Consider the following 13667-nt stretch of genomic DNA (forward strand, 5'->3'; position numbering starts at 1 on the left):
CGAGGATGCCAAGCTGGTATTGGGTATTGCCGTGTATTGGCTTGATTGCCTTATCGCTGTGCAATCGAAAATATTCCTTTTTATTCGGATTATCTCTTGCCTGCTTGGTGGTGCTGATACACGGAAATCTTGTCCGCCATAATACCGATGAGCTTTTTAAAGCAGGTTCGGATATTACCATAAATGCACAGGTTGACAGCTTTTTTAAACAAATAAGTCACGGCTTTCACGGAACAGCAGTGGTTAGATCAATTAATGGCGAAAAGTTGTTCGCCTATGAGCAGCCAACGGTTTGGGTTACGTCGCCAATTGCATTAAGTTTAGGTCAGTTTATTGGTGGTAAAGTGTCCATACAGCCCATATCCGGGCAATTAAATGAAACGGGTTTTGATAAAGAGCGCTACGCGTACGCTCAAGGCATCCTTGGTCACGCTAAGATAAAAAACAGCTCTAGCTTTTGGGTTATCGATAAAGGCTCATTGAGGGAAAGGCTGTTTCAGACGATCTCGACTCACACACTCTCTACCAGCAATCAAGGTCTAATCCTTGCTCTTCTCTTTGGCACCCGCGATAAAATCCCTGACAGTGTTAATCAACAACTGCAGCACAGTGGGTTAAGTCATCTGGTTGCGATATCCGGTCTACATATAGGGATCATGTTTTCATTTGGTTGGGGCGTTGGTCGACTACTATTAGTTGCTTCGCCGAAAATGACCAACGCGCCTATTTTTATAGGGGCGGTGATTGCGTTTGGTTATGCCTACCTTGCTGGATTCTCTATTCCAACGGTGAGAGCTTTGATCATGTGTTTGTTGATGTGCAGTCAGGTTTTAATTCGAACACACCTTTCTAAACTCAGCCGATGGTTAATCGTCTTGGCGTTTTTATTAACGCTGTGGCCTCAGTCGGCACTGGACCCAAGCCTTTGGTTATCAATGTATGCTGTGGCTGCAATACTACTGTTTCTCTCTATTCGTTCGACCTATCGTTACGGTGTTGTGAACAATGTATTGATGCAGACCTTCATTGTGATATGCATGAGCCTTCCTGTTGCGGTGGTATTTGGAGGGATAAGCATCAGTGCAATTGGGTACAATTTGGTCTTTGTCCCATGGTTTTCGTTTGTCGTCATGCCTGCCACGTTCATCGCCGCAGTGGTCTCATTGTTTGGTTACGTTGACGCTACGATTTGGGGAATGGTTGATTGGGCGTTATCTGCCGTCGTGGCGTCAAGCGCATGGGCGGGAGATACCTGGTTTTCCCTGTCCAGCCAAGAGGTCACTATCCTAATAGTGTTGGCGTGTTTTATTTTTATGCTCCCTTGGTTGACTCGTTTTGGGATCGTACTTGTTGCGCTCACTTTCGTTTTAGTCACCGTGTCCTGGCGTCCGAAGCCTGATTGGCAGTTGAACATTCTCGATGTGGGTCATGGGCTGGCGATTTTGGCCGTGCAGGGAGAGCGAGCACTACTTTATGACACCGGCGCCGCATGGCAACAGTCAAACTATGCTGAGCAGTTGATTACGCCACTGATGGAAGCCAAAGGGGTTGAGGTGCTGGACATTGTTGTGCTCAGTCATTTTGACAATGACCACGCCGGTGGGATAGGGGAGATTCTCCAACGTTGGCATCCAGAACGGGTTATTGCAAGTCAGCCATTGAGTAATAGTCTCGACTGCATAGTGGGAGAAACGTGGCAATGGGGCGAGGTAGAGATACAAGCGCTCTGGCCTCCCAAAATTGTCGAACGCGCCTACAATCCGCACTCTTGTGTTATCAAACTGACTCATAAAGTGACCAAACAAAGTGTGTTGCTTACTGGTGATATTGAGCGAATTGCTGAGTGGATGTTGATTAGAATACCTGACGCGCTCGCGTCCAATATCGTGATTGTTCCTCATCACGGCAGTAAAACATCGTCAACGGATTCATTTATTCAAGCTGCGAATCCTGATTTAGCAATCGCCTCCACCTCGTATCGTGGACGCTGGAATTTACCCAATCAAGAAGTGGTGGAACGCTACCGAAAACAAGGTGCGGATTGGATAGATACCGGAAACTCTGGTCAAGTGGTGATTGATTTTTATCCAAGTGGACGTAATGTCGTCCAGTTGAGGGAGAGTAAAGGCCAAGCTTGGTATAGGCAGATGCTACGCAAGGGAGTAGAATAGGAAGATTATTGTAAGAAAAATAAGCCGTTTTATGTCAATCGATAAAGATGAAACTACGTGGAATACCTTTAAGCGCCTATGGACTTATATTCGCTTATACAAAAAGGGCCTCGTTGTTGCTGTTATAGCATTAGTGTTGAATGCTGTTGCTGATACTTATATGGTTTCTTTGCTAAAGCCTTTATTAGATGAAGGTTTTGGTAACGCAGAGTCTAATTTCCTTAAAATCCTGCCACTTATCATTCTCGGTGTGATGTTTGCACGAGGTGTTACTAGTTTTGTTTCAACCTACTGTTTGAGCTGGGTATCTGGCAACGTTGTTATGCAGATGCGGCGAATGATATTCAATCATTTCATGCACATGCCGGTGAGTTACTTTGATAAAGAAACCCCCGGGGCTTTGTTATCACGCATTACCTATGATTCTGAGCAAGTATCAGCAGCAACCAGTAAAGCGTTAGTGAGTATTGTCCGTGAAGGAGCGAGTCTCATCGGCCTATTGGTTTTAATGTTCTGGAACAGTTGGCAGTTGTCTCTAGTTTTGCTCGTTGTTGCACCGGTCGTGGCTTGGGTGATTGGTATTGTTTCGAAGCGTTATCGTCGAATCAGTAAGAACATGCAAACGGCGATGGGTAAGGTCGCAGCGTCTGCAGAACAGATGCTGAAAGGTCACAAGGTTGTGTTGAGCTATGGTGGTCATGAAATTGAGCGTGAGCGCTTCAATAAGGTGAGTAACCAAATGCGACAACAGTCAATGAAGTTTGTGACTGCGCATGCGATCGCGAACCCAGTGACGCAAATGATCGCATCTCTCGCCTTGGTAGCTGTACTTTTCCTTGCAAGTTTCGATGAGATCCGTAACCAGCTCACACCAGGTACATTCACGGTAATTTTCTCTGCGATGTTCGGCTTGATGCGCCCTCTGAAAGCAATCACCAATGTGGTTTCACAGTTTCAGCGCGGTATGGCAGCGAGCCAGACGCTGTTTGCTTTGATGGATATGGACACCGAGGTTGACAAGGGTCAGTACGAAGCCACTAAAGTTCGCGGCGACGTTGAAGTTAAAGATGTGACCTTTACATATCTCGGTAAAGAGAAGCCCGCGTTAAATCATGTCAGCTTTAAGATTCCACAGGGCAAGACCGTAGCACTTGTTGGGCGATCGGGTTCGGGTAAGAGTACCATCGCCAACTTGTTTACTCGATTCTATGACTATGACTCTGGCAGTATTTTGCTTGATGGTCATGACATTCGTGACTATAAACTCAGTAACTTACGTTCCCATTTCGCACTCGTGTCACAAAACGTCCACCTATTCAACGATACGATCGCCAACAACATCGCGTATGCGACAAACGGTGAGTATAGCCGCGAGCAAATTGAGCACGCAGCAAAACTAGCGCATGCGATGGACTTCATTGAGAAGCTCGATGAAGGTTTGGATACTATGGTCGGCGAGAATGGTGCAAGCCTTTCTGGTGGTCAACGTCAACGTATTGCAATTGCACGTGCCTTGCTGCGAGATGCTCCGGTTCTGATTCTTGACGAAGCAACCTCGGCCTTGGATACCGAGTCTGAAAAAGCGATTCAATCAGCATTGGATGAGTTGCAAAAGAACAAGACGGTGCTTGTTATTGCCCATCGATTGTCAACTATCGAGAAAGCGGATGAAATCCTAGTGGTTGATGAAGGCGAAATCGTAGAGCGTGGCGATCATCAGACGCTTATCGAAAAGGATGGGGCGTACGCTCAACTGCATAGAATTCAGTTTGGTGGTTAACCAGTGATTGAAAAAATCTGGTTTGAGAATCACCCGATCAAGTATTTACTCTGGCCATTGTTATGGCCATTGAGCTTGCTGTTTTCTGCAATTAGCGGTGCGAGAAGGTCCAAGTTTGAATCAGGTCAAAAGCCAAGTTATCGTGCACCTGTTCCTGTCGTTGTAGTGGGCAACATAACCGCTGGTGGTAATGGTAAAACACCGGTGGTTATTTGGTTGGTTGAGCAACTGCAAGCTATGGGATTCCAGCCTGGTGTTGTTTCACGCGGATATGGGGCGAAAGCTCCCCATTATCCTTTGGTTGTTGATGATGCCACTTCTACACGACACTGTGGGGATGAGCCGAAGCTTATCCACAAACGGACAGGAGCGCCGGTTGCTGTTTCACCTGTGCGAAGTGATGCTGTCAAAGCGCTGTTGCCGTTAGGGGTCGATATCATTATCACGGATGATGGGCTTCAACATTATGCACTGCAACGCGATATAGAGATTGTGGTTGTGGATGGGAAGCGCCGTTTTGGTAATGAATCTTTGATTCCCTTGGGGCCGCTAAGAGAAGGCACCGAACGCCTCAAGCAAGTCGATTTTATCATCACGAATGGCGGTGAAGCCAAGTATGGTGAGATATCGATGACGCTTGAACCAGCGAATGCCGTCAACCTAAATAGCGGCCAAAGTGAGCAAGTCGCAGCGCTAGACAAGCTGGTTGCAATGGCGGGAATTGGTCACCCTCCTAGGTTTTTTACTACGCTAAAGCAACTTGATGCAAAACTTGTCTACACGCAAGGATTTGCGGATCATAAAGATTTTGAACAGTCAGAGTTAGATGCTCTCGCCAACCGAGGCGAACATCTTATAATGACAGAAAAAGATGCAGTAAAATGCGCCCACTATGCGAAAGATAATTGGTGGTACTTACCCGTAACCGCCTGTTTCTCTTCCGCAGACAAGAGTCGCATTTTGAATAAAATAAAAGAGGTTAAGGAAACGTATGGATCACCGTCTGCTTGAAATCGTGGCATGTCCAGTATGTAAAGGTAAGTTAACTTTTGATAAGGACAAGCAAGAGTTGATCTGTAAGCTGGACCGCTTAGCTTACCCTATTAAAGAAGGGATTCCTGTGTTACTTGAGCCAGAGGCTCGTCAAATGAGTATGGATGAGGGGCGTTAATGTCGTTTACTGTCGTCATTCCTGCGCGTTATCAATCGACGCGCTTACCAGGTAAACCACTGGCAGATATCGGCGGGAAACCAATGATCCAGTGGGTGTATGAGCAGGCTATTCAAGCGGGTGCTGAGAACGTTATTATTGCGACGGACGATAAGCGCGTCGAGAGTGCAGTTCAAGGGTTTGGCGGCCAAGTTTGCATGACATCGCCGAATCACGAATCCGGCACTGAACGCTTAGCGGAAGTTGTTGAGCTGATGGCGATTCCTGATGATCACATCGTTGTGAATGTACAAGGTGATGAGCCTCTAATTCCGCCGAGCATTATTCGCCAGGTGGCTGATAATTTGGCCAACTGTAGCGCGCCTATGGCAACACTGGCGGTTGAAATTGAAGATGAGGCAGAAGTCTTTAACCCCAATGCAGTAAAGGTACTGACGGATAAAGATGGCTATGCCATGTATTTTAGTCGGGCCACGATTCCTTGGGATCGAGATAGCTTTGCGGGTGAAAATAAAGAGATTAAGCAGCCGCTCATGCGTCACATTGGAATCTACGCATACCGAGCCGGTTTTATTAATACCTACATCAATTGGCAACCGACAGCGCTTGAAAAAATTGAGTGCTTAGAGCAACTGCGTGTTCTTTGGTATGGTGAAAAAATCCATGTCGAAGTTGCGAAGGAATCACCGGCTGCTGGCGTTGACACTCCAGAAGACTTGCAAGTGGTGAGAGAACTCATCGCTCGTCGATAATAGTCAGAATTAAGAAAGCGTCTGTTGATATTCATCAGGCGCTTTTTGCTTATCAAGGGTAGATAAAATGATGAAGCTCTTACCTCCTGAAGCGTATCAAAGTGACTGTGAAGCAATGTACCAAGCTTACAGGTCCAAAATCAAAACTCTGCTACCTGATGCGCGAGTAGAGCACGTTGGAGCATCATCGATTCCACAGGCGGTCTCTAAAGGAGATCTGGACATTTTTGTTGGTGTGGACAAACAGCAACTGGAGCGTTCAGTTAGTGCTCTGAAACAGCTTGGGTTTGAGGAGAAACGAGACACACTCCGTACTCATCAACTTTGCATGTTGGAATCAACAAACGAGCAAGACGTTGCCTTACAAGTGGTCGAGTTAGGATCTGAGTTTGAATGCTTTCTAACCTTTCGAGACAAATTGAGAGAAAATTCTTCGTTGGTAGCTGAATACAATTCTTTAAAACGCGAGTGTGAAGGCTTGGAAGCAAACGCTTATCGAGAGAAAAAATCGGCCTTTATCGAAGGTGTACTTTCCAGCCAATAAAAAAGGCCGTCGCCGGCCTTTAGTCATGGAGATTGATTAAATCTTCGCGTCATAATCATTACGTTTAGGACAAGTGCTGAGAATTTCTCGTCTCCCGGTCTCTTTTACCTCTTCCAAAATAATGTCAAAGCCCCATAGTCGATACAGGTGTTTGAGCACTTCATCGTAGCTCTCATCTAGAGGAATGCGATCGTGTGGTACATATTGGAGTGTTAAGGAGCGGTCGCCTCGCACATCAACGTTAAACACTTGGATATTTGGCTCTAGATTGCTCAGGTTGTACTGAGCGGCGAGTTTCTCGCGGATCGCGCGGTAGCCCGAGTCGTTATGAATCGCAGCGACCTCGATATAGTTCTTGCGATCATCATCGACGATGGCAAACAGCTTAAAATCTCGCATCAACTTCGGAGACAGATATTGACTAATGAAGCTCTCATCTTTGAAGTTTTGCATTGCAAAGTGAACAGCATCTAACCAGTCTGTCCCAGCCAATTCAGGGAACCACTCTCTGTCTTCATCGGTTGGCTCTTCACAAATTCGTCGAATATCCCTAAACATGGCGAAGCCCAAAGCATAAGGGTTAATACCACTGAAGTACGGGCTATTGTATGGAGGCTGAGCAACCACACCGGTATGGCTGTGAAGAAACTCTAAGATAAACCTATCTGTCACTAATCCTTCGTCATAGAGATGATTGAGGATGGTGTAGTGCCAAAACGTCGCCCAACCTTCGTTCATCACCTGAGTTTGTTTCTGTGGATAGAAGTATTGGCTTATCTTGCGCACAATACGCACAATCTCGCGCTGCCAAGATTCAAGCAGTGGCGCATGTTTTTCGATAAAGTAGAGAATGTTCTCTTGAGGCTCACTTGGGAAATGAACCTTTTGATCTTCTTGCTCGACCGTCGACTTTGGTACCGTGCGCCAAAGATCATTCACTTGAGATTGCAAATACGCCTCGCGTTCTTCTTGTCGAGATTTCTCCTCTGCGATTGAGATCTTTTCAGGTCGCTTGTACCGATCGACACCAAAATTCATCAGCGCATGGCAAGAATCGAGTAACTCTTCGACCTCTTTCTCACCATATTTTTGCTCACACTCAGCAATATATTTTTTGGCGAACAGAAGGTAATCAATAATTGAGCTGGCATCAGTCCAAGTTTGGAAAAGGTAATTGCCTTTGAAGAATGAATTGTGGCCGTAGCAAGCGTGCGCCATGACAAGCGCTTGCATGGTCACGGTGTTTTCTTCCATCAGGTAGGCAATACAAGGATTGGAATTAATGACGATCTCATACGCAAGACCCATCTGACCATGTTTGTAGCCTTGCTCCGTTTGAATGAACTTCTTACCAAATGACCAATGGTTGTAGTTGATTGGCATACCAATACTTGAGTACGCATCCATCATTTGTTCAGACGTGATGACTTCAATTTGGTTAGGGTATGCGTCAAGCCTGTAATGATCCGCAACGCGTTTTATCTCTTTGTGGTAGCGGTCAAGTAATTCAAACGTCCAATCTGGGCCGTCAGGCAGCGCTTTGCTTTTTGTTGGCTTTTTTGTCTTGGTAGTCATATTGCCCCCTAAGCGGTCTCTTTTTGGAACAGCTCGCGGAATACAGGGAAAATGTCCTCAACCGCACGAATGTTTTTCATCGCGAAATTCGGAAAGTCTCCTGCGAGTTTTTCATACTCATGCCACAAGGTTTGATGCGAGCGTCGAGTAATTTCGATGTACGAGTAGTATTGACAGTTAGGTAGTAGTTTTTTTGTCAGCAGTTCACGACAGCGAGGCGAATCGTCCGCCCAGTTATCACCATCTGATGCTTGCGCAGCATAAATGTTCCATTCGCCGACAGGGAAGCGTTCAGCGACGATCTCGTTCATCAACTTAAGTGCACTGGAGACAATGGTTCCCCCTGTCTCTTGTGAATAAAAGAACTCATGTTCATCGACTTCTTTCGCTTGTGTATGGTGGCGAATGAAAACCACTTCGACGTTTTCGTAGGTTCGGGTGAGGAACAGATAAAGCAGTACGTAAAACCGTTTTGCGATGTCTTTTGTTGCTTGGTCCATTGAACCCGATACGTCCATTAAGCAGAACATGACCGCTTGGCTAGATGGAATCGGTCTTCGCTCATAATTCTTAAAGCGCAGATCGAAGGTATCAATAAAGGGCACCGTATCGATTTTGTGTCGCAGCGCTTTGATTTCGTCTTGTAAACGTTGCTCTTCTAGAAGTTGAGCGGGTTCGCTCATTTTGACTTTATCGAGTTCTTCTTCTAACTCTCTCAGCATTCTTCGCTTACCAGCTGTCATTGCGGTTCGACGCGCTAGGGATTGCTGAAGGGATTTTACGATCGCAATATTGGCTGGAACACCTGCGGTTTGGTAGCCCGCACGGTGCGTTTTCCATTCGGTAATTTTCGCGATTTGATTTTTTTCTAGGTTAGGTAATTCGAGGTCTTCAAAGAGAATATCTAGGTACTCATCCTTAGATATTTGAAATACAAATTCATCTTGCCCCTCGCCATCGGGGCTGGCCTCACCTTCGCCCGAACCTCCTCCTTGACCGCCTCCTTTTGGACGTTCTATTTTATCACCGGTAATGAATTGGTCATTGCCGGGATGAACGCGTTCTTTTAACCCGCCTTTACCTTGATGAAACACGGGTTCTTTGATGTCTTTGTGAGGAATAGAGACGTCTTCGCCGGTCTCTGTATTGGTAATGGAGCGGCGATTCACCGCGTCTGCAACAGATTCTTTAATCTGCTCTTTATGTCGGCGTAAAAAGCGCTGGCGGTTTACAGCACTTTTATTCTTGCCGTTCAGTCTTCGGTCAATAAATTGCGCCATGAGTCACCCCTTATCTGCACCGTGAAACAATAAGCTTCAACGAATCTATCTTGCATCCAAATGCCTGCCAGATGTTCTCTGGCAGGTAAGTCATTGGCATCCTTCAATTGATGAAGGATTTGGCTGCATCGTTGTTTTAAGAAGACTTACGTACGCGCAAGTACCACTCAGACAACAGACGCACTTGTTTCTCGGTATACCCTTTCTCCATCATACGAGCGACAAAGTCGTCGTGTTTCTTTTGATCTTCAGACGAAGTTTTGGCGTTAAAGGAAATCACTGGCAATAGCTCTTCAGTATTAGAGAACATCTTCTTCTCGATAACCGTGCGCAGTTTCTCGTAGCTAGTCCAAACAGGGTTTTGACCGTTGTTGTTAGCGCGAGCACGGAGCACAAAGTTGACGATTTCATTTCGGAAATCCTTAGGATTACTGATTCCCGCGGTTTTTTCGATTTTCTCTAACTCATTGTTCAACGCAGAGCGATCAAATAGCTGGCCTGTTTCTGGATCACGGTATTCTTGGTCTTGAATCCAGAAATCTGCATAGGTGACGTAACGATCAAAGATGTTTTGTCCGTACTCAGAGTATGACTCTAAGTAGGCCGTTTGAATCTCTTTACCGATGAATTCGACATAGCGAGGCACTAAGTAACCTTTCAAGAATTCTAGGTATTTCTCAGCCGTTTCTTGAGGGAACTGTTCACGCTCAATTTGCTGTTCGATGACGTAGAAAAGATGAACAGGGTTAGCAGCGACTTCGGTTTGGTCGAAGTTGAATACGCGAGAAAGAATCTTAAACGCGAAACGGGTAGAGAGACCAGACATACCCTCATCAACGCCAGCGAAGTCTCGGTACTCTTGGTAGCTTTTCGCTTTAGGGTCGGTGTCTTTGAGTGTTTCGCCATCGTAAACACGCATCTTCGAGAAGATGGATGAGTTTTCAGGCTCTTTTAGGCGCGACAAGATACTGAATTGAGACAGAAGCTCGAGCGTGCTTGGGGAGCACGGCGCTTTGGACAGTTCTGAGTGATCGAGCAATTTCTGGTAAATTTTTACTTCTTCAGAAACGCGCAGACAGTAAGGCACTTTTACGATGTAAACGCGGTCTAGGAAGGCTTCGTTATTCTTATTGTTGCGGAAAGTTTGCCACTCGGATTCGTTAGAGTGCGCTAAAATCATGCCATCAAACGGTAGGGCAGAGAGACCTTCTGTACCGTTGTAGTTGCCTTCTTGCGTCGCCGTAAGTAGAGGGTGTAGCACCTTGATAGGCGCTTTAAACATCTCGACAAACTCCATTAAACCTTGGTTAGCTCGACACAGCGCACCTGAGTAGCTGTAGGCATCTGGGTCATCTTGCGAGAAATGTTCCAGTTGGCGAATGTCCACTTTACCTACCAATGAAGAGATGTCTTGGTTGTTTTCATCGCCGGGCTCTGTCTTGGCTATTGCAAGTTGGTCAAGGATCGAAGGACGTACTTTCACCACCTTGAATTTCGAGATGTCACCACCGAATTCATGAAGACGTTTCGCTGCCCAAGGTGACATAATTGAGCGTAGGTAACGTTTTTCGATGCCGTACTCTTGTTTCAACAGTTCGCCGTCTTCGTTTACGTCAAACAGACAGAATGGATGGTCATTGACGGGGCTGCGTTCACCATTTGCAGAAAGCACATAAATAGGAACTTGTTGCATTAAGGCTTTGAGTTTTTCGGCAAGTGACGATTTACCACCGCCCACAGGTCCCAATAGGTAGAGAATTTGTTTGCGTTCTTCTAGGCCTTGCGCCGCATGTTTTAGGTAGGAGACGATTTGTTCGATCGCTTCTTCCATACCATAGAAATCTTTGAATGTGTCGTAGCGTGAGATGACGCGGTTGGAGAAAATACGACTAAGTTGAGGATCTTGGGCGGTATCGATGATCTCTGGTTCGCCAATCGCCATCAACAGTCGCTCTGCTGCGTTAGCGTAAGCGCTTTTGTCATCTTTACATAGGCTAAGAAAATCTTGTAGGGACAATTGTTCATCCTTGGAAGCTTCATAGCGTGCTTGGAAATGGTCGAAAATACTCATAATGAATTCCCCTTTGAACCTGTCAAATTGACAATAAACCCGCATAGAAAAGCAAAATCCTTTCTAATTTAAGCCTAGTTGCTTTTTAGAATTTTGCTTAAAAAATATGTGTTTAATTGCAAATTGTGATGAAAAGCAAAATGCACCTGCGTTCTGCTACCGTCTTGAATTTACCTACGTATAAAGCAAAGAAATATGTCACTTGATCTTGCCCTTGACGTGTACCTGAGGGGGAGATAAACACCAGCGCGAGGATGATCTTCGTTCGCTTGGTTAGTTGCTTGTATTAGCTTGAGAAAAAGATTGGCGGAAAAAAGGAAAGTGTTGTTTTGCAAACTTTCGAGCTAGATCATTATTTATTTCTAACCTCAAAATATAATGTTGGTGACTTTTAAAAAGTTTATTAAATAACTAGAACGAATAGCGAATGAATCATGCTAAATAAATTATCACTGAAGAATAAACTCGCCATATCTGCGAGTGTTGCCATCGTAGTCGGGGGACTATTGGTCGAAGGCTTGTCTTTCAAAGCGTCGCTTGATCGCCTCAATATTGAGGTTGAACAGCGTTTAGAGAGCACGGCATCGTCTTACAATCAATATGTGGCGGACTGGATTACGTCCAAAGAACGCGCTTTGACTTCCCTTTCTCAAGAGTCGAAAAAAGAATCCATAGTGACTCATTTAAAGCAAGTAAAGGATTCAGCCGGCTTTGACAATGTGTTCATTGCTTACCCTGATGGAAGCCAGAACAACGCGAATGGGGTCGTGTTACCGCCAGGCAACGATGACCCTAGGAAGTGGGGTTGGTATCAAAACGCGGTAAAGCAGCCGGCAAAAGTGTTTATGGATAACCCAACGGTTGCCGCAGCGACCGGCGCAAATGTCGTCTCTTTGGGTAAAGCGCTTAACTTGTATGGGGAGCAGGTTGTTCTTGGCGCGGACGTTGAAATTACCGATATTTTGGGTGGAATGGAAAAGGTCATTTTGCCTGGCGACGGGTACATGTTCATTGCGAATAAACAAGGCAATGTGTTTGCTCACCAGGATACGTCGCTACTTAATGAATCCTTAACGCGTTTGGGTTTAGACGAGGCCACCATTCGTAAAGCGGTCAGCACTGGTCATGACATCTTTGTGACCGTTTTGGGCGAGGAATCTGTGGTTTATGCCAATGAGATTGGTTCGACAGGTCTTACGACGGTGATCGTTGTGAATTATGACTCGTTAGTCGAGCCTTTATTTGGTGCTGTCTGGGGGCAGTTATTGGTGACGGGGATTGTGGTTGTCGTGTGTACACTGCTGTTTAACATCTTGTGCACCATCTTGTTCCGCCCGTTGACCAATGTTTCTAACGCACTTGAGCAGATAGCGAATGGTAGCGGTGACTTGACTCAAAGAATCGATGTGGAATCAAACGATGAAGTGGGTAAGCTGGCGCATAACTTTAACGTCTTTGTTGGCAGCTTACAGCAATTGATTGGCCATATCCGTGAGCAGTCTTACCAGTTAACGGAGCAATCAGAGCTCAGTACCCAGCGTTCAAATCGTTCGGTTGATGAAATTCATCATCAGCAACAAGAAATCACCATGGTTGCGACAGCGGTAACAGAACTTGCGAGCGCGACACAAGAGATTGCCTCGCATGCTGAGCGTACCGCGCAAGCTGCTCAAGACTCTACTTTGAGCACCGATAACGGGCACCTTCTCGTTGAGAACACGAAAGGTTCAATCAATAAACTAGCGATTGAACTGGAATCAGCTCGTCAGGTTGTGGGCGCTTTGGAGCGACACGGCCAAGAAATCTCAACCGTGCTATCTACAATTCAAGGTATTGCTGAACAGACCAACTTACTTGCGTTGAACGCAGCCATCGAAGCCGCGCGAGCGGGTGAGCAGGGCAGAGGCTTTGCTGTGGTGGCCGATGAAGTACGCGTATTGTCGCAGCGAACTCATTCCTCAACGGAAGAAATCAAAAACACCATCGCCGTATTGCAAGACACAACGGCTCAGGCTGTTTCCATCATGGAAAGCAGTGGCGAACTTGCTGGAATGTCGGTTGAGGATGCGGACAAGGCTTCCGCCGCTTTGGGCGAGATTAACTCAGCGGTGACATTAATCAGCGACATGGCCACTCAAATAGCGACAGCGGCTGAAGAGCAAACGCATGTCACCAGTGAAATCACCCAGAACATCACTTCTATCAAAGACGTGGCTGATCAATTGGTGGTGGGTGCGAACCAAAGCTCAGAAGGGGCTCATCAAGTTCGGAGTCAAGCTGAGGAGCTCGTTGCCAAAGTGGCGACTTTTAAACTCAGCTAACA

At 46.1% G+C, this 13667-nt stretch carries 10 protein-coding genes; 7 read left to right on the forward strand and 3 right to left on the reverse strand.

Annotated features, from left to right (window positions below):
* The first annotated feature begins 41 nt into the window (after positions 1–41).
* From RJ47_RS10920 to RJ47_RS10945, 6 genes are all read left to right on the forward strand, one after another.
* On the forward strand, positions 42–2171 hold the full coding sequence (locus tag RJ47_RS10920; RefSeq protein ID WP_331415727.1) for a DNA internalization-related competence protein ComEC/Rec2: 2130 nt from the start codon (positions 42–44) through the stop codon (positions 2169–2171).
* A gap of 31 nt (positions 2172–2202) precedes the next feature.
* The gene (gene msbA, locus RJ47_RS10925; RefSeq protein WP_039483782.1) at positions 2203–3951 is read left to right on the forward strand and encodes a lipid A ABC transporter ATP-binding protein/permease MsbA; all 1749 of its coding nucleotides are present in this window, start codon (positions 2203–2205) and stop codon (positions 3949–3951) included.
* A gap of 3 nt (positions 3952–3954) precedes the next feature.
* Entirely contained in the window at positions 3955–4962 is a 1008-nt protein-coding gene (gene lpxK, locus RJ47_RS10930; RefSeq protein ID WP_039483785.1) for a tetraacyldisaccharide 4'-kinase, read from the forward strand.
* Positions 4943–5122 (forward strand): Trm112 family protein, encoded by a 180-nt coding sequence (locus RJ47_RS10935; RefSeq protein ID WP_005474972.1) that lies wholly within the window; start codon positions 4943–4945, stop codon positions 5120–5122. The genes lpxK and RJ47_RS10935 overlap by 20 nt, the downstream gene beginning before the upstream one ends.
* Positions 5122–5874 (forward strand): 3-deoxy-manno-octulosonate cytidylyltransferase, encoded by a 753-nt coding sequence (gene kdsB, locus RJ47_RS10940; protein WP_039483788.1) that lies wholly within the window; start codon positions 5122–5124, stop codon positions 5872–5874. The genes RJ47_RS10935 and kdsB overlap by 1 nt, the downstream gene beginning before the upstream one ends.
* A gap of 70 nt (positions 5875–5944) precedes the next feature.
* A complete protein-coding gene (locus tag RJ47_RS10945) occupies positions 5945–6418 on the forward strand; it encodes a GrpB family protein (RefSeq protein ID WP_039483809.1) in 474 nt (157 codons plus the stop codon).
* Between the two features lie 36 nt (positions 6419–6454).
* On the opposite strand, the gene RJ47_RS10950 is transcribed toward RJ47_RS10945, so the two are convergent.
* The 3 genes from RJ47_RS10950 to RJ47_RS10960 all read right to left on the reverse strand — a co-directional run bounded on the left by RJ47_RS10950 (position 6455) and on the right by RJ47_RS10960 (position 11344).
* Positions 6455–7993: a SpoVR family protein gene (locus RJ47_RS10950; RefSeq protein WP_039483790.1), complete on the reverse strand. Its 1539-nt coding sequence runs from the start codon at positions 7991–7993 to the stop codon at positions 6455–6457.
* 8 nt (positions 7994–8001) lie between these two features.
* A complete protein-coding gene (locus RJ47_RS10955) occupies positions 8002–9273 on the reverse strand; it encodes a YeaH/YhbH family protein (RefSeq protein ID WP_038134213.1) in 1272 nt (423 codons plus the stop codon).
* 136 nt (positions 9274–9409) lie between these two features.
* Positions 9410–11344: a PrkA family serine protein kinase gene (locus tag RJ47_RS10960; protein WP_005474957.1), complete on the reverse strand. Its 1935-nt coding sequence runs from the start codon at positions 11342–11344 to the stop codon at positions 9410–9412.
* Between the two features lie 434 nt (positions 11345–11778).
* Between RJ47_RS10960 and RJ47_RS10965 the strand changes: the two genes are divergently transcribed.
* Positions 11779–13665 carry a methyl-accepting chemotaxis protein gene (locus RJ47_RS10965; RefSeq protein WP_039483792.1) on the forward strand — a complete coding sequence of 629 codons (1887 nt, stop codon included), beginning with the start codon at positions 11779–11781 and terminating at the stop codon, positions 13663–13665.
* The last annotated feature ends 2 nt before the right edge of the window (positions 13666–13667 follow it).

Source organism: Vibrio sinaloensis, from assembly GCF_000808535.1.
GTDB lineage: Bacteria > Pseudomonadota > Gammaproteobacteria > Enterobacterales > Vibrionaceae > Vibrio > Vibrio sinaloensis_D.